This is a genomic window from Candidatus Pelagibacter sp. FZCC0015 (genome assembly GCF_007833635.1).
Lineage (GTDB): Bacteria > Pseudomonadota > Alphaproteobacteria > Pelagibacterales > Pelagibacteraceae > Pelagibacter.
The window spans coordinates 500418-524428 of record NZ_CP031125.1 but is presented as its reverse complement, the minus strand read 5'-3'; the positions used below and the strand labels follow the sequence as shown (position 1 = coordinate 524428).

Here is a 24011-nt window from a genome sequence, read left to right as displayed (position 1 = left end):
AATTTAAAAAAATTAAATGCAAATTATTTCAGTCATAAATCAAAAGGGTGGGGTAGGAAAAACAACCACTGTAATTAATCTTGCTGCTGGTTTATCACAACTTAATAAAAAAATTTTAGTTATTGATCTAGATCCACAGGGAAATGCTACTACAGGCCTTGGATTATCAAATACGGATAACTCAAGCGATACAATTTATGGTGTGCTGAACGGAACTAAGGAAATTTATCAAGTAATAAAGAAAACACAGTTTGAAAATTTGGATCTGATAACCTCTAACGTTGACTTATCAGGTCTCGAAGTTGAAACAGCCAATGATACTAATAGAGCATTTATTTTGAAGCATAAATTAGCCGCCTATTTAAACAATTATAGAGGGGCTTATGATTATATATTAATTGACTGTCCGCCTTCCCTTAGTTTATTGACTGTTATGGCCCTCGTATGCTCAGGTTCACTTTTGGTCCCTTTGCAGACAGAATTTTTTGCACTTGAGGGTTTAACACAGCTTATGAAAACGATCGAGAGGATAAAAGTAAGTTTGAACCCAGAATTAAAAATCAGAGGTATACTTTTAACGATGTACGACAAAAGAAATAAATTATCTTCACAAGTTGAAAAAGAAGCTAGAGATTATTTTAGTGAAAAAGTTTACTCAACAGTAATACCGAGGAACGTTAGATTATCAGAGGCACCTTCTCATGGAATGCCAGTTTTGATTTACGATAAATCATGTCCAGGTAGTAAGTCGTATTTTAGTTTTACAGATGAATTTATAAATCAAGAAAGAACAATAGGGAGTGCTGCTTAATGGACAAAATTAAAAAAGGCTTAGGAAGAGGTTTGTCCTCATTGATTGGTGAAGCAAAAGTAGAACCTCAAACTAATCAATTGCAAGTAAGTGATCTTATTCCAAACAAATATCAACCAAGAAAAATATTTGATGAAAATAATTTACAAGATTTAACCAATTCAATCAAAGAAAGAGGAATGATACAGCCAATCATTGTTAGAAAATCAAATAACGATAAATTAAAATTTGAGATAATAGCAGGAGAGAGAAGGTGGCTTGCAGCTCAAAGAGCAGGTCTTCATAATGTACCTGTTGTTATTACAGAAGCTGATGATTTAAAATCTTTAGAATTTGCAATTGTTGAAAACGTGCAAAGGCACGACCTAAATCCATTGGAAGAAGCCCAGGGTTACAAAAGATTGATTGATGAATTTTCATATGACCAAGAGAAGGTATCAAAATTTATTGGTAAAAGTAGAAGCCATATAACCAACTCATTGAGACTCTTAACATTGCCTGAGGATGTAATAAAATTGATTGAGACACGAAAAATTACTGCTGGTCATGCTAAAATTTTAGTTGGACTTCCTAACGCAAGCTTTGTAGCTGCTAAAATTCTAGAAAAAAAATTATCTGTTAGACAAACTGAAACTTTTGTAAAAATCTTTAAAAATAAAAAAATAAAATCAAACAAAACAAAGGATACCAATATTATTGCTCTAGAACTCTCAATTTCTAATAAAATTGGTTTAAATGTAGATATTCAGAATAATAAAAGAAATAAAGGAAAAATTTCTTTCGAATATAAAGATGTAGAGCAGCTAAATAGAATTATCGATATTGTTAAAGCTAATTATTGAAATTAAGTTACTTCCCTTAAAATAAAATCAGTTACTATATTTATAGAATTATTAATATTTTTTTTTACATTTAATTCAATTTCATTTAACTTGAAAATTAAATTTTTTATACTTTTTGGGTTGTGAATATAAATCTGCTGTTTAGTGATATCTTTATCTTTCCAAAATATTTGTGGTTTTGCTGAAGACAACGTTTTATCTATGTCTTTGTTTTTTTCAAATTCTCTTGAAAGTAAAAGAACTCTTTTTGATTTACTCAAAAGAGATCTAAGAATTAATATACAGTCTTCGTTATTAAAATTATTTTCGTTTAGAATACTTGTTGTCTTTTTTTTATTTTTAGCTAAACAAAAATTTACAAGCTCTGAAATGTCATGATTTTCAATCAAATTGGTTAACTTAATTATATCTTCTTCACTTATTTTTGATTTATTTAATAAAAAAAGCTCAATTTTATTTAATTCATTATTCAAAACTTCTCTATCACCGTTACATTTACTTATAATTAAATTAATATTTGATTGTGAAATATAAATTTTTTTTCCATTAAAAAATTTTGTAGCTATGTTGGTTAATGTCCTTAGAGTATCTGGATAGAAACTTACACATAATAAATTTTTACTTTTTTCAAAAAAATTTCTTAATTTTGATTTTTTATCAAGTATGGAAGAATTTATAATAATGAAAATGTCACTTAGTTTTTTTTCACATATGTCTTCTATAGTTGAAAGAATTTTATTTGTAGATCTTTTGATTATAAAAAGTTTTTCATTTTCAAACATAGATTTGGATAAAATTTGATTGTAAAACTCATCTATATTTTCAAGAATTTGTCTTTCATCATAATTAATTATCGTTTTTTCTTTATTACCTAAAATGATATTGGATATTGCTTCATTCTTAGCCCCTTCATTTTCGCCATGAAATAGAATTAGATTATTCTTATTAATATCTATTTTATTAATTTCAGATGATTTTAATATCATTCTAAAGAAATTAGTTTTAGTACTAACTTATCTTTTGTAGATTTTGATAAATTTTTTTTAATTATATCCTCATATTTTTTAAGTTCAAACGTATCTGAAGAATTTTTCATCTTAAAACTTTCTTTAAACAGGGCTTTATCTGTTTTATCTCCATAATTAATATTTACATTTGTAATAAGTGTGAGTTGAAATTCTTCTGGTTTGCCTGTTGCATCTTTAGTGTTTATTCTTTTTTCATAATTTGAATTTATAATCAAATTAAACAACTTATTTCCATCTGATTTAAAATAAGTTTTAAGTTCAGATTTAATTAGATTGTTCAATTCTTTATCACCACTCATTTCAATTATTGTAATTTTAATTTTTTCTTTTGTATTATTTTTGTATACGGCCGTGTAACCACATTGTGTTAGAAAAAATAAAATACCTATCCATATAATTGTTTTCATATTTAAATAATAATATTTATTAATTTATTTTTAATATAAATATTTTTTTTTATTTCTTTATTTTCAAGATATTTATACAAGTTTTTATTATTCAAAATTATTTTAAATAATTCTTTTTCGTCAATATCTTTTTTGATGTTTATCAAACCTCTTTTTTTACCATTTATTTGAACAACTACGTCTGAATTTTTTTCTTCAAGCAATTTTTCATCGTAAGTTGGCCAAACTATATTAGCTTTTTCATTCATCATTTCTAAGCATTCACTTGAAAAGTGTGGAATAATAGGAATTAGTGCAGTTAGTATTTTTTTATAATTTTCTTTTAATGTATTTGGTTTGTAATTATTTGTAATTTCTTTGTTATAATAGTTGTAGGCTTCGTGAAGATTGGCAATAATAACATTGTAATTAAAATCATTAAGATTACCTGTAATTTTTTTTATAAATTTATGAGTATATTTTGTTAAATCATTGCTTTTATCCTCTGAGTGTTTCTTTTTAATTTCATTATTAATTTTTAAATTTAAATTCCATAATTTTTGAATAAACTTGAATGATGCTATAATGCCTTCCTCAGACCATTGAACATCTTTTTCTGGAGGGCTATCTGATAAAATAAATAATCTTGCTGCATCAGCTCCATAATTAGCAATAATGTTTTCAGGATCTATGGTATTTTTTTTAGATTTAGACATTGACTCACTAGGACCTACAATTATTCTAGATTTATCTTTCTTTAAATATTTTTCTCCTTCTATAGTTTCAATTTCTTCAGGACTGACCCAGTTGTTATTTGTATCTTTATAAGTTTCATGACAAACCATACCTTGAGTGAAAAGACCATTAAATGGTTCTTTGATATTAAATTCCTTGTTATCATAAGAAATTGCGTGCATGAAAAATCTTGAATAAAGTAAATGTAAAATTGCATGTTCAACACCTCCAATATATTGATCAACTGGCATCCAGTAATCAATTTCATCTTTATTGAATCCATATGTTTTTTCGTTTGGTGAACAAAATCTCAAAAAATACCATGAAGAACATACGAAAGTGTCTAGAGTATCTGTTTCTCTAGTCAATTTTTTTCCATTAATTTCTACCTCTTTCCAATCTTTTTGACTATCTAAAGGATTGCCCTTTACTTTTAAATTAATATTTTCTGGTAGCTTAACTGGAAGCATTGATTTTGGTATTGGTTTGACATTTCCATTATCATCATAAGCTACTGGTATTGGACATCCCCAGTATCTCTGTCTAGAAACACCCCAATCTTTTAGTCTAAAGTTAATCTGTTTTTTTCCTAGTTTTTTTTCTTCTAAAATTTTTATTGTTTCAATAATAGAATTTTTAGGTGCTTCTAAACCATTTAAAAAATCTGAATTAATTATAATTCCTGGTCCAGGATATGCTTCTTTATTTACATTAAATCTTTCATCTTGGTCTTTAGGTCTTACAACTGTTTTAATTTCTAGGTTATATTTTTTTGCAAAATCAAAATCTCTTTGGTCATGAGCTGGACAACCAAAAACAGCCCCAAATCCATAATCCATAAGAACAAAATTTGCAAAATATACTGGAACTTTTTGATTGGGATTCAAGGGGTTTATAGCCATAAGCTTTGTTTTAAATCCTATTTTGTCACCAACAGCTATAGCCTCCTCAGTAGTTCCAGTTTTTGAACATTCAGTTCTAAATTTAATAAAATTCTTATCATCATTAAAATATTTTGATATTTCATGGTCTATAGAAACAGCTAAAAAAGATAAACCGAAAAGAGTGTCTGGTCTTGTAGTAAAACATTTTATATTTTGAACTGGTAAATTTCCCTCAATTTTAAAATTAATTTCACATCCAAAAGATTTTCCTATCCAATTTTTTTGCATGGTTTTAACTTTATTTGGCCAATTCTCCAATTTATCCAAACCATCTAATAGCTCTTGAGAAAATTTAGAAATATTGAAAAACCATTGACTTAATTTCTTTCTCTCTACTAAAGCTCCTGAACGCCAGCCCTTACCATCGATAACTTGTTCGTTTGCTAAGACTGTTTCATCAACAGGGTCCCAATTTACATAATTTTCTTTTCTATAAACTAATTTTTTTTCTAAAAGTTCTAAAAAAAACATTTGTTGATGTTTATAATAATCATCTGAACAAGTTGAAATTTCTCTATCCCAGTCAATAGATAAACCAAGTTTTTTTAATTGTGATTTCATATTTTGGATATTAGTTTCAGTCCACAATTTAGGATCAAGATTATTTTGTTTTGCAGCATTTTCAGCTGGCATCCCAAATGAATCCCATCCCATAGGATGAAGAACATTGAATCCTTGTAACGTTTTAAATCTCGCAAGCACATCACCGATTGTGTAATTCCTTACATGACCCATATGTATTTTACCAGAGGGGTATGGAAACATTTCTAGACAATAAAATTTTTTTTGAGATTTATTTATTTTTGTTTTGAAACTTTTATTTTTTTCCCAAAATTTTTGCCATTTTTTTTCTATAGATTTAAAATTATATCGTTCCACAAAAATAATTAATTTTTAAGACCACTACCCTTGTATGGCTTAAAATTTTTATCTTTTGTTTGTTTTTGGTATACAGCAGCTTTTTTTAAAATTTGAGTTTTGAGTTCTTCTACTAATTTACTTTCTCTCTTTGACGTTACACATTTCATATTCGCATCACATAATTTATAAAAAATTTTGATATCTATTGCATCAGACCTCACTTCATTGCTCAAGAATCTAATGGTTATTTTTATAAAGTTTTCCTGATCTTCTGAATACCAATCTGAAATAATTATTCCACCACTGTAATTTGCAGAAATTAATGGTATGAAATCAATTGTATCTAATGAAGCTCTCCATAATTCATTTGAGCTTGCAAATTCAAAATCACCACCACCAGATTTACCTTTAAACATGTTGTCTAATCTAAAGCCCTTCCCTTCTTCCAAATTTTTTTTAACTCTTTTTTGTGGTTCTGGAGGATTTTCCCTAGCATCGCCGCCCGGTAAAAAAGTATCGTTCTTTCCGCACGCCTGTAATAGTATTACAATTAGCAACAAAACAATTGATTTCTTCATTTTTTAAGAGTTATAAATAAAATTTATTGAGTTAAATATCTCTAATTATACATAATTTTTAAAAAATTAAGTAAATTCATAATAAATTTAAGTGTTAAATATGTTGTAAAAATGCAACATATATCGATTTTTTATTATTTTTAATTGGGTTTTTATCTAATTTTTATCAAAAAATGCTAATTAGGCCTGTTTATTATTAATAATAAAACTAAACAAAGGAGTAATTAATATGAACAATTTAAAAAAAGTTGGTTTATCAGCTTTAGCAGGTTCATTAGTTGCTATGTCTGCAAACGCAGCAGATATATCATTTAGTGGTGGTGCTTCAGTTGGTATGTACCAAGAGTCTGAAAACGACAAGACTCTTTTCTACAACAATGACAGTGTAACAATTACTGTTTCAGGTGAAACTGATGGTGGTCTTATGATTACTAACACTATGGAATTAGATGGTTCTTCTGCAGCAGCAGGTGGATTTGACAATTCTTCAACTACAATATCTATGGATGGAATGGGTAAAATTACTTACGCAAGACACGGTGGTGATTCTATGGTAGGTCAGTGGGACTCTGTTGCTCCAACTGCATATGAAGAAGTATGGGATGTAGTAGAAACATCTGCTTCAGCAGCTAACAATGTAATTGGTGGAAAAGCTGGAAATGGTTTATGGAGATATGACTCTCCATCAATTTCTGGTGTTTCTATCGGATTCACTTATGACAGTACAGTTAATACTGGTACAGTAAGTTCATACTCAGATATGGGTATTTCTATTGCACCAGAAATGGTTGAAGGATTCTCAGCTGGTTATGCAACTGGTGAATACACAGAAACTGCAGCTATCGGTGATGTAGACGTATCAACTCTATGGGTTAAATACGCTTATGGTCCAGTAACTGTTTCTTACCAAGAGTCAGAAGAAGATGCAACAACTGCAGCTAACTCTAACGACTCTGAGGAATGGGGTATCTCATACGCAATAAGCGATGATCTATCAGTTTCTTACGGTCAACACGAGCATAATGATGGTACTGATTCATCAGGTGATATCCAAGAATCAACTGGTATGTCAATTTCATACACTATGGCTGGAACAACAATTGCTGCTTCGTTTAACGAAACAGACAATGCAGACGGTGTTACATCAGAAGATACTGAAGGTTACGAAATTAACGTATCATTTGCGTTCTAATTTAGTATAAATTTTTTTAGAAAAGGCCCCTTTCTAGGGGCCTTTTTTTTTATTCAAAATATGAAATACCAGCAAAACACCTTTGATTTAAAAGTGGTATTTTTTTTATATTTTTTTTAGAAATTCCACCTAATACTACAATTTTTTTTTTTGTAATTTTGGTCAGTAATTTAAATTTATTTATTCCTAAATAGTTTTTATTTTTTTTAAATAAGGATGATATAAAAATTTTATCAGCTTCTTGATTTTCTTTAATTCTAATTTCTTTTAGATTGTGTGCAGACCCTAAAATTTGAAAGTTTTTTTTGTATGAATATGATAAGTGTTTAAAGCTTTTATTAAAAGCAGGAATATAAGCACCATCTAAGTTTAACTTTAGTGCTAATTTAATATTATTAGCTAAATAAAACTTCATACCTTTTTTTTTGCAATATTTGTTAATTTTGGAAATTAATTCTTCATTATGTATCTTTGAAGTATAATTTCGATAAATTATAACAGTTTGCTTGTCTTGTTTATCGATATAATTTGTATCAAATTTACTTATAAAGTAATATTTTTTGAACATACTTTTATGCATAACACCGTTCACAATTTATTAAAAATTCAAAATAGAATTAAAGATCATTTGAATATTTTGAACATTACTAAATTTCCTAAAATTATAGCAGTTTCAAAGACTTTTAAAATTGATAAAATTTTACCTTTAATTGATAGTGGTCATATAGATTTTGGTGAAAATAAAGTTCAAGAAGCTTTAGAAAAGTGGACCGAAGTTAAAAAAAATAATTCTGAAATTAAATTGCATATGATTGGGAAATTACAAACAAACAAAGTAAAATTTGCAGTACAATTATTCGATTACATCCATTCTGTTGATAGTGAAAAACTTGCAAAAAAAATTGCAGAGGAGGAGTCCAAAATTAATAGAAAAACAAAAATTTTTTTACAAGTAAATATTGGTGATGAAAAACAAAAATCTGGTGTTAATAAAAGTGAAATTGAGAATTTAGTAACATATTGTAAAAAAATAAATTTAAATATTTTAGGATTAATGTGCATTCCCCCTGCTAATATTGAACCAGCAGTGTATTTTGAAGAAATGAGTTCATTGAATAAATCATTTAACTTTGATGAACTTAGTATGGGAATGTCTTCTGACTATTTAAAAGCAGCAAGATATAACTCAACGTACCTTAGAATAGGGGCAAGCATCTTTGGCCAAAGATCCTAAAGTATCTTTATTTTAGAATTTTTTTTTAAAAGTTTTAACATTATTAAAAAATCTTTTTTATTTAATGCAATACAGCCAGCGGTCGGCTTATAATTTTTGGTTAAATGAATAAATATACAACTTCCATTTCCAAGGACTGGATTACTATAATTATACTTAATTGGAATAAATAAGTCATATTTATTATCTTTTCGTAAAAGTTTTTCATGTTTAAATTTAGATGGTATTTTTATAAGTTTGTTATAATATTTTTTGGAAGTAACATCATTGCACCAACCTAAATTTTTTTTAATATTTAAGCATTTTAAATAGGTTTGTGGTTTTTTGACTCTATCTTTTCTAAAATACAAATGCTCGATTCTAAAAAAACCTTTTGGTGTTTTCATATCACCCTCTCTTTTTTTAATTGATTTACCTTTTTTTCCAATGCAGCATTTAAAATAAAAATCACCTAATTTAAGTGTATGTTTATTTTTTAGTATAATTGTCATATTGTTGTTTATATGAATAATAAGAATTTAATAATTTACCAACATCCAATTTTATATCAAATTTTTAAAGAACAGCATGAAGATTTAAATTTCACAATTTTACATGCTGAAAATAAAGAATTTTTGCTGGATAAAATTAAAAATTTAAAAAATTATTTAATTTTGTCAAAAAAAAAAATTGAAAATATTAATAATCAATTAGTTTTAAATAACTCATCAATTAAATTTTTTAAATTAATAGAAAAAATAAATATAGAATTAATTAAAAACAACTTTATTAACCAATCAGAGTTTATTGTTAAGGACTATTTCATTGATTTAAATTCAAGACAAATGTCAAAAAATGGCAAAAAAGTAAATTTAACAGAAAAAGAAGTTGATACAATTATTTATATTTCAAATGCAAAAAAACCTATCAGTGCAAAAGAACTTGAAAAATATGTATGGCAGTATAAATCAGATATAGAAACACACACCGTAGAAACTCACATATATAGGTTAAGAAAAAAAATTCTTAAAATTTTTGATGATAAAAATTTTCTATTAAGTGGAAAGAATGGATATAAAATAATTTAAAATTATTTAAAAATTGGATTTAATTTATGAATTTAAATAATAAGATAACCATAATAATTATTCTCTATAATTCATCGAATTTAATTTTTGATTGTTTAAAATCTCTATCTAATTTTAAAATTATAATAGTAGATAATGGAAAAAATATTAATGTATTAAGTGAAATAAAAAAAAAAAAAAATATAAAAGTAATTTCAAAAAATAAAAATCTAGGTTTTGGGAATGGTGTTAATTTTGCCTTTAATGAAGTTCAGACAGAATATTTTCTATTATTAAATCCCGACATAGTTATAGATGAAAAATCAATTTTACTTCTTTTAAATACTGCATTAAGTTATGAAAATTGTGCAATAGCTGCTCCGCTTAACGTTCCCGATAAAGATAGTTATGGAATTTTACCTGAAAAAAGAAATATTTATGAAAAAAATAAATTATATTTTAAGGATAATATAAAAAAAAACCTTATACCAGTCGGTGAAATTTGTGTAGATGTCTCAAAAGGGTGTGCACTTTTAATAAAATCTAAATATTTTTATGAGGTCAATTTATTTTCAAAAAAATATTTTTTATTTTGGGAAGAGATTGATCTATGTAGAAAATTTTTAAATAGGAAGTTATCAATTATTGTTAATCCAAATTCTCTAGCTTTTCATAAACAAGGAAAATCTAGCAAGTTTAGTATAAGGAATTTTTTTGTACGATGTTATCACAGTGAATTATCGCCCTTATATTATTTTAATATTAAAAAAAGTTCTCTATATATTTATAAAAATATTTTAAAATATTTATTTAGAACGCTAAGTTACTTGTTAATATTTAATCTCAAAAATTCAATTAAAAATTTTTCTAAGCTTTCAGCAAATATATTTTATGTATTAAAATGAAAAATAAATTATTAAAAAAAAATCCTTTAATAAGAAATTTATTTACACAAAAATACAAACCAAAAATAGTTAAACCTAAAAAGGGGAAGGGAAGTTTTAAAAGAAAGAAAAGTTAAATTAGAGCCTTGCTCCAATTTGTTGTATTACCCTTGTTGCCATTTCAGTACCTTTCTCAAGGCATTCTTTTGTAGATAATTTGTTAATGTACCCATGTAAAAATCCAGCAGCAAAAAGATCACCTGCGCCAGTGAGGTCAATAATTTTAAGATTTTTTTGTGTATCACTTTCAATAACCTCATTGCCATTGACTGCAACTGCACCTTTTTCACCTCGAGTTATAATAACTAATTTATTAAGTTGTTTTGAAAAATTTATGACTTCATTAAAATTATTTGCTGTAATTAAAGATGTGATTTCTTGTTCGTTAGCAAAAGTTATATCAAGTTTATTTTTAACTAAGTTTAAAAAATGAGGTTTATGCCTATCTACACAAAATAAATCAGAGAGTGACATAGCAACTTTGTTTGCATTATATATAGCTTTATCAAACGCTTTTTTGGGTTCTCCCTCATCCCATAAGTAACCTTCTAAAAATATTAGTTCACTATTTTTAATCACATCCGAACTAACATCGTTCTCATTAATTTTTCCTGCTGTTCCTAAGAAAGTACACATTGTTCTTTCAGAGTCAGGAGTTACTAATATTAGACAAGTTCCAGTTGGCAATTCTTCTTTTTTTTTTGAATAAAAATACTCCACTTTTTCTTTTTTTAAACCATCCTCATATTTAATACCAAATTCATCATCAGAAATTTTACCTACAAATCCAACTTTATTACCAAGTTGAGATAATCCAACTATAGAGTTTGCAACAGATCCTCCAGAGACAGTTTTTTCAATTTTAAGATTTGTTAATAAATTTTTGAACTCATTTTCATCAAAGAATAATTTCATCGTACTCTTTGTAAGATTATTTTTGGTGATAAAATTGTCATCTACTTTACAAATGACATCTACAATTGCGTTTCCTATTCCTAAAATTTTCATATTAAGCTTTTTTGGTAATAACAGGTTTTTTTCTATTTGGGTAGCAAGTAGTACATATTTCGCAACTTAAACCATAACAATCTCTTGCCTTACAATATTCTCTACCATAAAAAATTATTTGCAAATGAAGCTTTGACCAAGTTTTTTTAGGAAATATTCTTTTTAAATCTTTTTCAGTTTGAACTACATTTTTCCCATTTGTTAAACCCCATCGTTGTGCAAGTCTATGAATATGAGTATCAACTGCAAAAGCTGGATATCCGAAGCCTTGAGACATTACTACGCTTGCTGTTTTGTGTCCTACACCAGGTAATTTTTCAAGTTCTTCAAAGGTTCTAGGAATCTTACCCTTGTGTTTTTCCAAGACTTGTTTCGACATCAAATAGATACTTTTTGCTTTAATTCTAAAAATTCCAATTTTTTGTATTAATTTTTCAATTTTTTTTCTTCCTAATTTTACAAAGTGTTCTGGTTTATAGTATTTAGGATATATATCTTTTGTTACATTATTAACATTTACATCAGTACATTGTGCTGAAAGCAGTACAGAAATTAATAGTGTGAATGTATTTTTGCTTTTTAAAGGAACAGGCGCTTTAGGGTAAATTTTATTTAGGGTTTTAATGATGATTTTTGCTTTCTGTTTTTCATTCATTATGAAAAGTTAAGCAAATCTCTCATGGAATATAATCCTGGTTTTTTTTTCATTAACCATTTAGAAGCAGTTAAAGCCCCATCTGAATAAAGGGCTCTATCAAAAGCCTCATGGTTTAATGTAATTATTTCTTTACCACTTGAGAATTTCACTTCATGTTCACCAATAATTTCACCTTTTCTAATTGAATTAAAATTAATTTTTTTTCCATAAGGGAAAGATTTTTTATTTAAGAATTTTTTACCAATTAAATTATATAAATTTTTATTTTTTCCATCAGCAATTCCTTTTCCAAGCATTAACGCAGTACCAGATGGATAGTCTTTTTTATGCTTGTGGTGTACTTCAAATATTTTGCTTAAGTATCCATCATTTAATGATTTTGATGCAATCTCAGTTAAATACATTAATAAATTTACACCTAAGCTCATATTACCAGCTTTAAGAATAGGTATTTTTTTGGAATATTTTTTAATTTGGTTTTCTTGGCTTCTAGTAAATCCAGTAGTACCAATTACTACTTTCTTCCCTAGTTTTGATGCTATTTTAAGAATTTCAATAGTACAATCTGGTACGGTGAAATCAATGATTACATCAGTTTTTTTAAATGCTTTATCAGAATTTAATTCAGGTTTAATTCCATTAAACTTTTTATTTATTAATCTATTTTCTGTAAGTGTAACTAGTTTAAAATTTTTATTTTTCTTTGAAGACTTAATTAATTGCTGGCCCATCCTACCCATACAACCTGAAATCGCTAAATTAATTTTTTTCATTTAGCTAATATTAACCTTTTTTAGAAGATTAGTCTTTTAGTTTTTCCAGAAATCTTTTGCTTTTTGAAAAAACTTTTTAATACTTGGATTAGATTTATCGTTTTCAATTTCTCTAAATTGCTCTAATAATTCTTTTTGTTTTTTATTTAAATATACAGGTACCTCTGTTTTAACTTGAACATATAAGTCTCCAAAATCGCCTCTTCTCATAAACGGCATTCCTTTACCTTTTAATCTAAATTGTTTTCCATTTTGAGTACCATCAGGAATTTTTATTTTCGCTTTTCCTCCATCAATTGTAGGTATTTCAATAGTTGTGCCCAAAGCAGCGTCTGCAAAAGAAAGTGGAAATTCAAAAAATAAATTTTCGTCTGATCTTTTAAATAAGTTGTGAGAGTTAACATTAATAAACAAATAAAGATCTCCTGTTGCTCCACCCCTGGTTCCTGCTTCACCTTTTCCTGCAAGTCTTATTCTTGTTCCATCATCCACACCTTTTGGAATTGTTACAGATATTCTTTTGGAAGCTTGTTTTTTACCCTGACCATTGCAATCATTACAGGGATTAGTAATTTCCTCACCATTTCCATTACATTGAGGACATGTTTGTTGTACAGTAAAGAAACCTTGATTGGATCTTATTCTACCATTCCCACCACAATATGAGCATCTGTCTGGGGAATAACCTGGTTTTGATCCATTTCCTTTGCAAGTCCCACATTGTTCAGATGTAGAAAATTTAATATCTTGTTTTTTTCCATGATAAGCTTCTTCAAGAGAAATTGATAAATCATACCTTAAGTCAGAACCTCTGTTATTAGATTTTCTACTTCTTGATCTTCCACCTCCTCCAAAATCACCAAAGAAATCCTCAAAAATATCTGAGAAATCCGCTCCACTGAAACCACCAAAGCCACCACCTGGTCTACCGCCACCGTTTTCGAATGCAGCGTGACCAAAACTATCGTAGTTTTGCTTTTTTTCTTTATCTGAAAGTATTCCGTAAGCCTCACTGGCTTCTTTAAATTTTTCTTCTGCTTTGGAATCTCCTGGATTTTTATCAGGATGATATTTAACAGCTAACTTTCTGTATGCAGATTTTAATTCTTCAGGACTCGCGCTTTTATTAACGCCTAGGACATCGTAATAGTCTCTTTTAGCCATCAAATTACCCCAGACAATTAAATGTCAGTTTAAGCGCTTTTTTCTTTGTTCTCGTCTTTTACTTCTTCGAAATCAGCATCAACAACATTCTCGTCTTTTTTACCTGCATCATCTCCACCATCATCTTTTCCAGATTCAGGTTTTGCACTTTGTTGTGATTTATAGATTGCTTCTCCAAGTTTCATTGAAGCCTGAACTAAAGCTTCAGTTTTCTTCTTAATATCTTCAATGTCTTCACCTTTTAAAGCTTCTTTCACTGCAGATGATGCATCTTCAATTACTTTTTTCTCTGCATCAGAAATTTTTGCTCCATGTTCTTTTAAATTTTTTTCAGTAGAGTGAATTAGAGTATCTGCTTGGTTTCTAACGTCAACAGATTCTCTTTTCTTTTTATCAGCTTCTTTATTAGCCTCTGCATCTTTTACCATTTTTTCAATTTCTTCATCACTTAGTCCGCCTGAAGCTTGGATTTGAATTTTTTGTTCTTTACCGGTTCCCTTATCTTTTGCTGAAACATTTACGATACCATTAGCATCAATATCAAAAGTAACTTCAATTTGAGGAACACCTCTTGGAGCTGGCGCAATACCTACTAATTCAAAATTACCTAAGGCTTTGTTGTCAGCTGCCATTTCTCTTTCACCTTGGAGAACCCTAATAGATACAGCTGGCTGATTGTCTTCTGCAGTTGAAAATACCTGACTTTTTTTTGTTGGAATTGTTGTATTTTTATCAATTAATTTTGTTGAAACTCCACCAAGCGTTTCAATACCTAGTGATAATGGAGTAACATCTAATAGAAGTACATCTTTAACATCACCTTGTAATACACCCGCTTGAATAGCAGCACCCATTGCAACTACTTCATCAGGATTAACACTCTTGTTAGGATCTTTTCCGAAAAAGTTTTTAACTTCCTCTAATACTTTTGGCATTCTAGTCATACCACCTACCATAACTACTTCATCAATTTCACTTGCAGTAATTCCCGCATCTTTTAATGCAGTTTTACATGGAGGCATTGTTCTAGCAATTAATTCTTCAACTAAAGCTTCAAGTTTTGCTCTAGTCATTTTTAAATTAATATGTTTTGGACCTGTTTTATCTGCTGTAATAAAAGGTAAATTTATATCTGTTTGTTCAGCAGAAGATAATTCTATTTTTGCTTTTTCAGCTGCTTCTTTTAATCTTTGTAGAGCAAGTTTGTCAGACTTAAGATCAATTCCATTATCTTTCTTAAATTCAGAAATTAAGTAATCAACAACAGCATTATCAAAATCTTCACCGCCTAAAAAAGTATCACCATTAGTTGATTTAACTTCAAATACACCATCACCCAACTCTAAAATAGAAACATCAAATGTTCCTCCACCTAAATCATATACAGCAATTTTTTTATTTTGTTTTTTATCTAAACCATAAGCTAGAGATGCAGCTGTTGGTTCATTGATAATTCTTAAAACTTCTAACCCAGCAATTTTCCCTGCATCTTTAGTTGCTTGTCTTTGAGCATCGTTAAAGTATGCTGGTACTGTAATAACAGCTTTTGTTACAGCTTGACCTAAATATTTTTCTGCTGTCTCTTTCATTTTTTGTAAAATGAATGCAGATATTTGAGAAGGTGAATATTTTTCACCTTTAGCTTCAATCCAAGCGTCACCTTTTTCGGAATTAACTATTTTAAATGGAGCAGCTTCTACATCTTTTTTTACCGTTGGGTCATCAAAATTTCTTCCAATTAATCTTTTAACTGCAAAGATAGTGTTTTCTGGATTTGTTACAGCTTGCCTTTTTGCTGGCTGTCCAATTAATTTTTCGTTTTCATCTGTAAATGCCACAACTGATGGAGTAGTTCTTGCTCCCTCAGCATTTTCTAAAACCTTAGCTTGTGTTCCCTCCATAATGGCAACACATGAGTTTGTTGTTCCTAAGTCTATTCCAATAATTTTACTCATAATTTAATGTCTCTCTTTCGTCATATAGGGTTTAAATGTGAAACTACAAGTTGATCTCATAATTATTTATTTTCTGAATTTTCCTGATTTTCCTCAGTTTTTTCTTCTTTTAATGTAACTTTTTTTGACACTCCCACTAAAGAAGGTCTAAGTAATCTATCTTTTATTGTAAAACCCTTTTGAATTTCTTGGATTATTGTTCCAGGTTCTTTTGTATCATCCTCTATCTCCATCATTGCTTGATGAAAGTTTGGATCTAGTTTTTTATTAAGGCTATCTATTGGTTTAATATTATTTTTTTCAAATATTGAGATTAGATCTTTTTTAATAATGTCTAAATGTTCTAATGTTTTCTTTAATGCTTCAGTTTCTTTTAACTTATCGTCACTTTCAAGAACATGTTTTGATCGATCCAAGTTATCAATCAAATTTAATGCTTCTTTAGCAAAACTATAGCCACCATACTCAAAAGCATCCTCTTTTTCTTTTTCAAACCTTCTTCTTTGATTTTCCATTTCAGCAAAAGTTCTTGCCACTTTATCTTCAAGTTCAGCAATTTTTTCTTCTGGAGTTGGTTCTTTGATTTCTTCTTTAGGTTCTTGGTCTGTTTCTTGCTTATTTTCTTTGATTAAATTTTCTTCAGGTTTCTCATTTTCTTTTTCTTTCATTGTATTCTTTTTTTGATCCGCAGAAGTGCTATTTTGGTTTTCCTCTTTTTCCATAGCTTCTTATATGGTAAGGATTTTAGTAATTTCTAGATGTCTAAACAAAAAATATATAAATTACTCATTGGGACTAATAACAGGGGCAAACTAAAAGAAATCAAGAGTTTATTGCCAAAAAAGATCAAAATACACTCTACATCTGAATTTAATTTAAAAAGTCCAGTTGAAAATGGCAAAACATTTAAAGAAAACTCATTAATTAAATCTAAATATTTTTCAAAAAAAACTGGATTAATATGCTTGGCAGATGACTCAGGTTTAGAAATAGATTTCTTGGGTAAAAGTCCTGGAATTTATTCTGCGAGGTGGGGAGGAAGGCATGGTGATTTTAATAAGGCTATAAGAAGAGTCTATAGAGAGCTAAACAAAAAAGATAAAAATTGGAAAAAAAAAAAAATTAAAGCTAGATTTATCTGTGCACTTTCTATTTCAAATTTAAATAAAAAAATTGCTTGTGTTTTAGGAAAAGTAGAAGGTTATATTTCAAATGAACCAAAAGGAAAAAATGGATTTGGTTATGATCCAATTTTTATTCCTTTAAAAAAAAGAAAAACCTTTGGAGAAATGGAGCCATCTCAAAAATATAAGATGGATCACAGATACCAGGCTTTTAAAAAAATTAGAAAATTTTTATAAGTTTTTTATCTTCAATTTTATAAAAATTTAATCTGTGATTAATTTTATTATTTTTGATATCAAAAATTCCTATTTTTCCTTTGAATGAATTTTTTCTTTTAAAAATTTTATTTAAGTTTTCTTTATTTGAGCTTAACGATAAATAATAAACTAAACCAACAAGATCATAACTCAATAAAGATAAATGAGTAGGATCTTCATTAAATGCGTTAAAGTATTTTATTTTGTAGCTATCAAAATTTTCTTTATCTATTGATGGATAATATAATGGTTGAATATCAGTTTCGTTTAATAAACTTTCGTCAAACCATTGATTTAAAGTTATAAAATATTTATTTTTAGGAACTACATCAGTGTATAAAAGTGATGTAGATACACTTTTTAGACTTTCATCAAAATCTGCAATTACAACAGCATCAAAATTTAAACCACCTAAAGTATATCTTTTTTCCAGCCTTTTTATTTTTTTTTCTTTATTTGGATCATTCGAATTTTTTATCCTATTTATTTCATCCTCTAAATTTTGTTTTCTTATTCTATAATTTGTAATTTCCTCTATTTGTTTCGTTAGTTTAGTAGGCTCTGTATTATATTCATAATCTTTGTAAATTTTAATTTTTGAATTTTTCATTCCTCGTTTAATTTCAAATTCATAATCTCGGATTGGTGTTAAAAAAATAGTTCTTTTTATTTGATTACTTTCTAAAAATTTTTTTATTGTATTAAATTGCGATGTAGAATTAATTCCGGCTGAGATTACATTTTTTGGAAGATCTAGAGTTTTATTTGTTAATGATAAAAAAGTTAAATTCTTCATTTCATCTAAATAAGTTAAACTTTCATAGAACACAGGACCTATAACAATTTTTATACCCATCTCACTCAATTCAAATGCTGATTTTAAAGTTTGGTTAGCTTTAGTTGCGGTATCTTTAGGAAAGATTTCAATTAAATCATTATCAATATCTTTAACAGCCAAACCAACTGCTTTAATGATGGACTCTCCAATTTCCTTATTTTCTCCTGTCATAGGTACCAATAATCCTATTTTGATTTTTTCTTGAGCATTAACGTTTGGAAAAAACAGAAAGTAAAAACTAAAAAAAATAAAATAAATAATTTTAATTAATTTGATCATTTTGATGCTAGTATAATATTTTTTAAGCTAAATTATGATTATAAAACCACAATTTAAATTAAAAGAATACGAAAATGGCCTTTATCTGGTATCAACTCCTTTAGGAAATCTAAAAGATATAACATTAAGAGCAATTGAAGTTTTACAGCAATCTCATTATATTTTATGTGAAGATACTCGTGTTTCAAAAAATCTTTTAGATAAATATCAAGTAAAATCAAAATTAATTTCAAATCATAAATTTAATGAGAAAAAAAATGTAATTAAAATTATCGAATTCCTAAAATCTGGAAAAATAATTTCTTTGATATCAGATGCTGGTACGCCTAGTATTTCTGATCCTGGTTCAATTTTAGTTAATGAGTGTATTAATAACGAGATTAAAATATTTCCCATTCCCGGACCTTCGGCTGTTGCCGCAGCTGTTTCAATTAGTGGTTTTTCAGATAAATTCTTGTTTTGTGGATTTTTACCAGACAAAAAACAGCAATTATCTAATGAATTAAAAAAATTCTCAGAATTTGAAAATTCCTTAGTTTTTTTTATTTCTCCAAAAAAAATTAATAAAATCATACCTGAAATAAAAAAGAATTTTGAAGGAAGAAAGATAGTTTTTTGTAGGGAAATAACAAAAATATACGAAGAATTTATTAGAAAAAATGTAAATGAATTGGAATTATTTGAAAAAGAACCAAAAGGTGAGCTTACTGTTGTTATTTCTGAAAAAAAAATAAATAAAAATTTATCTGAAAAATTAACTGAATCAGATATTAATATAATTAAAAAAATGATTAATAAATTATCTACTAAAGAAATTACTGAAATTTTAAGTCAGAGTACTAATGTTCCTAAAAAAGAAATATACAATTATTGTTTAGAATTAAAAAATGAAAAGTAAATTATTAATTTATATCTTTATAAGTTTTATTTTAACTGCATGTGTTGGAGTCGGTTCTAAAGGTCTTTTTGGAACTGGTGTGTCAGTTGCTCTGGACCCTAGAACAGTTGGCACCCAAATAGATGACTCGATTATGCAAAAAAGCATAAGTGCAAAAATTTTGGCAAAAGATAAAAAATATCTTTTAGCTGTAAAAACTAAAGTTTTAGATGGAAGAATTTTTGTTACCGGAAAAGTAGACAGCCCAGAAGAAAAATTAATGATTACAAAATTAGCATGGGAAACCAAGGGCGCTAGATCTGTCAGAAATGATATTAAAATTAAGGAAGAGTTTAATTTTAAACAATCTGCAAAAGATGTATTAATAACATCACAACTTAGAACAGCTATAATTGTTAATAAAAATATTAAGGCAACCAATTATCAAATAGATACCTATAAGAAGAAAATTTACATTTATGGAATTGCCCTAACTTCAGAGGAAAAAGATTTAGTTATAAGTGAAGCAAAAGAAATACTTGATGTTGAAGACGTGATCGCAAGTATAATACTTGTTGAAGATTTGAGAATTCAAAGAGATTAATTATTTTTTGTAATCAATCACTTGGGAAGAATAAGCGGCAATTGATGCCAGGTTAAGTATCTCAGAAGTTGATGATCTTAAAGGAGCAATTTCAATTGGAAGACCAAGTCCAATTAGTAATGGCCCAATAACTTTTGTTTCTCCAATTGTTTTCATCAGTTTATATGAAATTGCTGCACTATGCTGTCCAGGCATTATTAAAATATTTGCTTTACCAACTATCTTTGCAAAAGGATAAAGTTCCTCATACTCTGGATTAAGAGCAACATCAGGCTGCATATCTCCATCAAATTCAAAGTCTACTTTTCTTTCTTTTAATATTTCAACAGCGCTCCGAATATGTTTTGTTCTACTAGTAAGGGGTTGTCCAAATGTAGAGTGGGATACAAAAGCAACTTTAGGATCAAATCCAAAAAGTCTAACTACTCTTGCAGTAGATATAGCAATTTCAGCCATTTGTTCAGAAGTTGGATATTCATGGACACTTGTATCACCAACAAAAATAGTTCTTCCTTTATGAACGATCATGTTTAATCCAAACATAATTTCACCTTTTCTTACATCAACAACTTGTTTGATTTTTTCGAAAGAAGCACCAAATCGTCTTGTATTACCTGTTACAGCACCATCAGCATCCCCACAAGCGACCATACTTGTGGCCCAGACAACTCTATCATTTCTAATCATTCTGTCACAATCTCGTTCTAATAATCCTTGCTCTCTCTGTAATTTCTCAAATAAATGTTTAACGTATCTTTTTCTCTTTTCCTCATCTTTTGAATTAACTATTTCAATGTCAAAATTTTCGCTATAACCAATATTTTTAATTTGTTCTTTAATTTTACTTTCTTTACCAACCAAGATTGGAATACCTAATTTAGAATTTTTAAATGCTATAGCCGCTTTTAAAGTATTTTCATCTTCACCATCTGCAAAAACAATTCTTTTCTGATTTTTTTTAATAAATGAATTTATACCTTGCATGATGGTTACTGTCGGGTCTAGTCTTTGTTTTAGCTGATCTTTATAAACATCAAAATCATCTATATTTTTTCTAGCTACTCCACTATCTATAGCTGCTTTTGCTACAGCCGCTGGTATTACACTAATTAATCTTGGATCAAATGTAGATGGAATAATATAATCTTTTCCATAATGAGGTCTTTCTCCGCCCATAGCTGCAACCACTTCATCAGGAACATCTTCTCTTGCAAGCTTAGCTATTGCGTTTGCCGCAGCAACTTTCATTTCCTCATTTATCGTTTTGGATCTAACATCTAAGGCTCCTCTAAAGATATAAGGAAATCCAATTAAATTATTTACTTGATTGGGGTAATCTGATCTCCCTGTTGCAACGATTGCATCATTTCTAACTTCATTAATTTCCTCTGGGGTAATTTCTGGATCAGGATTAGCACAAGCAAATATAATTGGATTTTTAGCCATAGATTTAACCATCTCTTTTTTTAGAACACCTTTTGCAGATAATCCTAAAAAAACATCTGCACCATTAACAGCATCCTCTAAAGTTCTATGTTTAGTTTTAACTGCATATCTGGATTTCCATTGATCAATTCCCTCAGCTCTTCCTTCATAAATAACACCTTTTCTGTCTAGCATTATTATATTTTCGGATTTTACTCCTGAGTTTTTAAATAACTCAGTACAAGCTTGTGCTGAGGCGCCAGCACCATTAACTACAACTTTAATTTTTTTTATTGATTTACCACAAATATCTAAGGCATTAATTAATGCTGCGGTTGTTATAATTGCAGTTCCATGTTGGTCATCATGAAAAACTGGAATATCCAAAATTTCTTTTAATCTCTGTTCTATTATAAAACAATCTGGGGCCGCTATGTCTTCTAAATTTATTCCACCAAAGCTAGGTGCAAAATTTTTAATTGAATTTATGATTTCTTCTGAATCTTTACAATCAATCTCTAAATCTATTGAATCGATATCTGCAAATCTTTTAAATAATACGGCCTTTCCTTCCATCACAGGCTTTGATGCAAGAGCACCTAAATTTCCCATTCCTAATATTGCTGAACCATTACTTATTACAGCAACAAGGTTTCCTTTACTCGTGTAATCATAAGCTGCTTCCGGATTTTCACTTATCTTTTTAACAGGAGCAGCAACTCCTGGAGAATAAGCTAAAGCGAGATCACGCTTAGTTGTCATATTTTTTGAAGAAATAATCTCAATCTTGCCAGGTTTTTTGTCTTTATGAAAATCTAAAGCTTCTTTATCTGTATAATGATCGATTTTTGTTTTTTTCATTTCTGATAACAATAAGTGTACAATTGGGGTAAAATTAAGACTAATATGATTTATGAACTTACTTAAGTCAACAGGCACATTTGGTTTTTATACTATCATTAGTAGATTGCTTGGTTATTTAAGAGATATTTTAATAGCAATTTTTCTTGGAACAGGGATGTTGGCTGATGCTTTTTTTGTAGCATTTAGAATTCCAAATACTTTTAGAAGATTGTTTGCTGAAGGCACTTTTAATGCAGCATTCGTTCCAAGTTATTCATCAGAAATTATTAAGGGAAAAAAACAATCAAACAAATTTGCTAACGATATTTTTAATCTCCTTTTTTTAGGATTGTTGTTTTTAACAATAATAATTGAAATTTTCATGCCAGCATTTGTTTCTATTATTGCTCCAGGATTTGTGGGTGATTTAGAAAAAATGGAGGTAGCTATAAATTTAACAAGAATTACTTTTCCCTTTTTATTTTTTATCTGCCTAGCTTCATTTTTTTCTGCAATTTTAAATTCACATAATAAGTTTGCTGCGGCAGCAGCGGCCCCAATAATTTTGAATATTGTTTTAATTTTGGTTTTAATTTTTTCTAGGTCTTTAGGTGACCAATTAGTTTATTATTTATCTTATGGTGTTTCTTTAGCTGGTTTCCTACAATTAATATTTTTATACAAATACGTTTCTAAATATTACTCACTTAAATTTAGTTTTGAATTAAAAGTAAGTAACAAAGTTAAATTTTTTTTTAAAAAACTTTTACCAAGTATTTTTTCATCAGGTGTCACTCAAATTAATATTTTAATTGGTACAATAATTGCATCATTTCAAGCAAGTGCAGTTTCTTACTTATATTATGCTGATAGAATTTATCAAATTAACTTAGCTATAGCTGGTATTGCGATTGGCGTTGTAATACTTCCCCAGCTGTCAAAACATATTCAATCTAGAAAAAAAAATAAGATTTTGTTTATACAAAATAAAGCTCTTGAATTAAGTTTATTCTTAAGTCTTCCAGCAACTATCGCTTTAATCATAGGATCAGAACAAATTATTTCAGCTTTATTTGGCTATGGGTCTTTCAATGAAAATTCGGTGAGCAATTCAAGCTTAGCTTTATATTATTTTGCTTTAGGCCTACCTGCTTTTGCATTGATAAAAGTTTTTTCAAGTTTTTTCTTTGCAAATCATGATACCAAAACTCCATTTTATATTTCTTTAATCTCAGTATTGGTAAATATTTTTATCAGTTTGTATTATTTTAGTGAAATTGGTTTTATAATAATTCCAATAGCCACATCTATTTCATCTTGGTTTAATTCAATATTGTTATTTTTATTTTTAAAAAATCGACAATTATTTTATTTTAACCAAATATTTTTAATTAAATTTATTAAAATAATTTTTGCATCAATTATGATGGGTTTATTTTTTAACTTTATGTTAAATTTTTTCCAAAACGAATTAACATTTAATCAATCAATTAAATCTTTTTATTTAGTTTTATGTGTTATATTAGGATTATTGTTTTATTTAATTGTGTGTTATTTCATCAAAGCTTTTCAAATGAATGATATTAAATTAAAGTATTAATTTT

General features: G+C 28.0%; 25 protein-coding genes. 11 read left to right on the top strand and 14 right to left on the bottom strand.

Annotated features, from left to right (window positions below):
* Positions 1–16 precede the first annotated feature (16 nt).
* Together DT059_RS02735 and DT059_RS02730 are read left to right on the top strand one after the other, a co-directional pair.
* Complete coding sequence (locus DT059_RS02735) at positions 17–811, top strand: ParA family protein (RefSeq protein WP_145596565.1); 795 nt, start codon at positions 17–19, stop codon at positions 809–811.
* Positions 811–1653, top strand: coding sequence for a ParB/RepB/Spo0J family partition protein (locus DT059_RS02730; protein ID WP_145596563.1), 843 nt, complete (start codon positions 811–813; stop codon positions 1651–1653). The genes DT059_RS02735 and DT059_RS02730 overlap by 1 nt, the downstream gene beginning before the upstream one ends.
* A 2-nt stretch (positions 1654–1655) precedes the next feature.
* Here the strand turns inward: DT059_RS02730 and holA are convergent, their stop codons facing one another.
* Genes holA through DT059_RS02710 form a run of 4 tightly spaced genes read right to left on the bottom strand, consistent with a single transcriptional unit; the run spans position 1656 to position 6185 of the window.
* Positions 1656–2639: a DNA polymerase III subunit delta gene (gene holA, locus DT059_RS02725; RefSeq protein WP_145596561.1), complete on the bottom strand. Its 984-nt coding sequence runs from the start codon at positions 2637–2639 to the stop codon at positions 1656–1658.
* On the bottom strand, positions 2636–3088 hold the full coding sequence (locus DT059_RS02720) for a hypothetical protein (protein ID WP_145596559.1): 453 nt from the start codon (positions 3086–3088) through the stop codon (positions 2636–2638). Before DT059_RS02720 ends, holA begins: the two co-directional genes overlap by 4 nt.
* Before the next feature lie 2 nt (positions 3089–3090).
* Positions 3091–5625 (bottom strand): leucine--tRNA ligase, encoded by a 2535-nt coding sequence (gene leuS, locus DT059_RS02715; protein ID WP_145596557.1) that lies wholly within the window; start codon positions 5623–5625, stop codon positions 3091–3093.
* Between the two features lie 8 nt (positions 5626–5633).
* Positions 5634–6185 carry a DUF3576 domain-containing protein gene (locus tag DT059_RS02710; RefSeq protein ID WP_145596556.1) on the bottom strand — a complete coding sequence of 184 codons (552 nt, stop codon included), beginning with the start codon at positions 6183–6185 and terminating at the stop codon, positions 5634–5636.
* Positions 6186–6414: 229 nt separating this feature from the next.
* On the opposite strand from DT059_RS02710, the gene DT059_RS02705 reads away from it, so the two are divergent.
* A complete protein-coding gene (locus tag DT059_RS02705; RefSeq protein ID WP_145596554.1) occupies positions 6415–7377 on the top strand; it encodes a porin in 963 nt (320 codons plus the stop codon).
* Positions 7378–7426: 49 nt separating this feature from the next.
* On the opposite strand, the gene DT059_RS02700 is transcribed toward DT059_RS02705, so the two are convergent.
* Entirely contained in the window at positions 7427–7945 is a 519-nt protein-coding gene (locus tag DT059_RS02700; protein WP_240704619.1) for a thiamine phosphate synthase, read from the bottom strand.
* A gap of 6 nt (positions 7946–7951) precedes the next feature.
* On the opposite strand from DT059_RS02700, the gene DT059_RS02695 reads away from it, so the two are divergent.
* Positions 7952–8611, top strand: a complete 660-nt coding sequence (locus DT059_RS02695) for a YggS family pyridoxal phosphate-dependent enzyme (RefSeq protein WP_145596550.1) — start codon at positions 7952–7954, stop codon at positions 8609–8611.
* Here the strand turns inward: DT059_RS02695 and DT059_RS02690 are convergent.
* On the bottom strand, positions 8608–9102 hold the full coding sequence (locus DT059_RS02690; RefSeq protein WP_145596548.1) for a L,D-transpeptidase family protein: 495 nt from the start codon (positions 9100–9102) through the stop codon (positions 8608–8610). The two genes, DT059_RS02695 and DT059_RS02690, sit on opposite strands and share 4 nt — an antisense overlap.
* Before the next feature lie 12 nt (positions 9103–9114).
* Here DT059_RS02690 and DT059_RS02685 point away from each other — a divergent pair, with 12 nt between their 5' ends.
* Genes DT059_RS02685 through DT059_RS02675 form a run of 3 tightly spaced genes read left to right on the top strand, consistent with a single transcriptional unit; the run spans position 9115 to position 10678 of the window.
* Positions 9115–9678, top strand: a complete 564-nt coding sequence (locus tag DT059_RS02685; protein ID WP_145596546.1) for a winged helix-turn-helix domain-containing protein — start codon at positions 9115–9117, stop codon at positions 9676–9678.
* A gap of 26 nt (positions 9679–9704) precedes the next feature.
* On the top strand, positions 9705–10562 hold the full coding sequence (locus DT059_RS02680; protein ID WP_145596544.1) for a glycosyltransferase: 858 nt from the start codon (positions 9705–9707) through the stop codon (positions 10560–10562).
* A complete protein-coding gene (locus tag DT059_RS02675) occupies positions 10559–10678 on the top strand; it encodes a ribosome alternative rescue factor ArfA (protein ID WP_145596542.1) in 120 nt (39 codons plus the stop codon). The genes DT059_RS02680 and DT059_RS02675 overlap by 4 nt, the downstream gene beginning before the upstream one ends.
* A gap of 1 nt (position 10679) precedes the next feature.
* Here the strand turns inward: DT059_RS02675 and DT059_RS02670 are convergent, their stop codons facing one another.
* The 6 genes from DT059_RS02670 to DT059_RS02645 form a co-directional block, all read right to left on the bottom strand.
* The gene (locus DT059_RS02670; RefSeq protein ID WP_145596541.1) at positions 10680–11609 is read right to left on the bottom strand and encodes an adenosine kinase; all 930 of its coding nucleotides are present in this window, start codon (positions 11607–11609) and stop codon (positions 10680–10682) included.
* 1 nt (position 11610) lies between these two features.
* Entirely contained in the window at positions 11611–12264 is a 654-nt protein-coding gene (gene nth / locus DT059_RS02665; RefSeq protein WP_145596539.1) for an endonuclease III, read from the bottom strand.
* A complete protein-coding gene (dapB, locus tag DT059_RS02660) occupies positions 12264–13040 on the bottom strand; it encodes a 4-hydroxy-tetrahydrodipicolinate reductase (protein ID WP_145596537.1) in 777 nt (258 codons plus the stop codon). The genes nth and dapB overlap by 1 nt, the downstream gene beginning before the upstream one ends.
* Before the next feature lie 36 nt (positions 13041–13076).
* Positions 13077–14204 carry a molecular chaperone DnaJ gene (dnaJ, locus tag DT059_RS02655; RefSeq protein ID WP_145596535.1) on the bottom strand — a complete coding sequence of 376 codons (1128 nt, stop codon included), beginning with the start codon at positions 14202–14204 and terminating at the stop codon, positions 13077–13079.
* A gap of 29 nt (positions 14205–14233) precedes the next feature.
* Positions 14234–16159, bottom strand: coding sequence for a molecular chaperone DnaK (gene dnaK, locus DT059_RS02650; protein WP_145596533.1), 1926 nt, complete (start codon positions 16157–16159; stop codon positions 14234–14236).
* A gap of 62 nt (positions 16160–16221) precedes the next feature.
* Positions 16222–16881, bottom strand: coding sequence for a nucleotide exchange factor GrpE (locus DT059_RS02645; RefSeq protein WP_145596532.1), 660 nt, complete (start codon positions 16879–16881; stop codon positions 16222–16224).
* Positions 16882–16917: 36 nt separating this feature from the next.
* Here DT059_RS02645 and rdgB point away from each other — a divergent pair, with 36 nt between their 5' ends.
* Positions 16918–17520, top strand: a complete 603-nt coding sequence (gene rdgB / locus DT059_RS02640) for an RdgB/HAM1 family non-canonical purine NTP pyrophosphatase (RefSeq protein ID WP_145596530.1) — start codon at positions 16918–16920, stop codon at positions 17518–17520.
* Here rdgB and DT059_RS02635 read toward each other — a convergent pair.
* Positions 17504–18658, bottom strand: coding sequence for an ABC transporter substrate-binding protein (locus DT059_RS02635; protein ID WP_145596529.1), 1155 nt, complete (start codon positions 18656–18658; stop codon positions 17504–17506). The two genes, rdgB and DT059_RS02635, sit on opposite strands and share 17 nt — an antisense overlap.
* Before the next feature lie 34 nt (positions 18659–18692).
* On the opposite strand from DT059_RS02635, the gene rsmI reads away from it, so the two are divergent.
* Together rsmI and DT059_RS02625 are read left to right on the top strand one after the other, a co-directional pair.
* Positions 18693–19556, top strand: a complete 864-nt coding sequence (rsmI, locus tag DT059_RS02630; RefSeq protein WP_145596527.1) for a 16S rRNA (cytidine(1402)-2'-O)-methyltransferase — start codon at positions 18693–18695, stop codon at positions 19554–19556.
* On the top strand, positions 19546–20139 hold the full coding sequence (locus DT059_RS02625; protein ID WP_145596526.1) for a BON domain-containing protein: 594 nt from the start codon (positions 19546–19548) through the stop codon (positions 20137–20139). Before rsmI ends, DT059_RS02625 begins: the two co-directional genes overlap by 11 nt.
* Here the strand turns inward: DT059_RS02625 and DT059_RS07360 are convergent, their stop codons facing one another.
* On the bottom strand, positions 20140–22425 hold the full coding sequence (locus tag DT059_RS07360; RefSeq protein ID WP_145596524.1) for an NADP-dependent malic enzyme: 2286 nt from the start codon (positions 22423–22425) through the stop codon (positions 20140–20142).
* A 52-nt stretch (positions 22426–22477) separates the two neighbouring features.
* On the opposite strand from DT059_RS07360, the gene murJ reads away from it, so the two are divergent.
* Complete coding sequence (gene murJ, locus DT059_RS02615; protein WP_145596523.1) at positions 22478–24007, top strand: murein biosynthesis integral membrane protein MurJ; 1530 nt, start codon at positions 22478–22480, stop codon at positions 24005–24007.
* Positions 24008–24011: the final 4 nt, after the last annotated feature.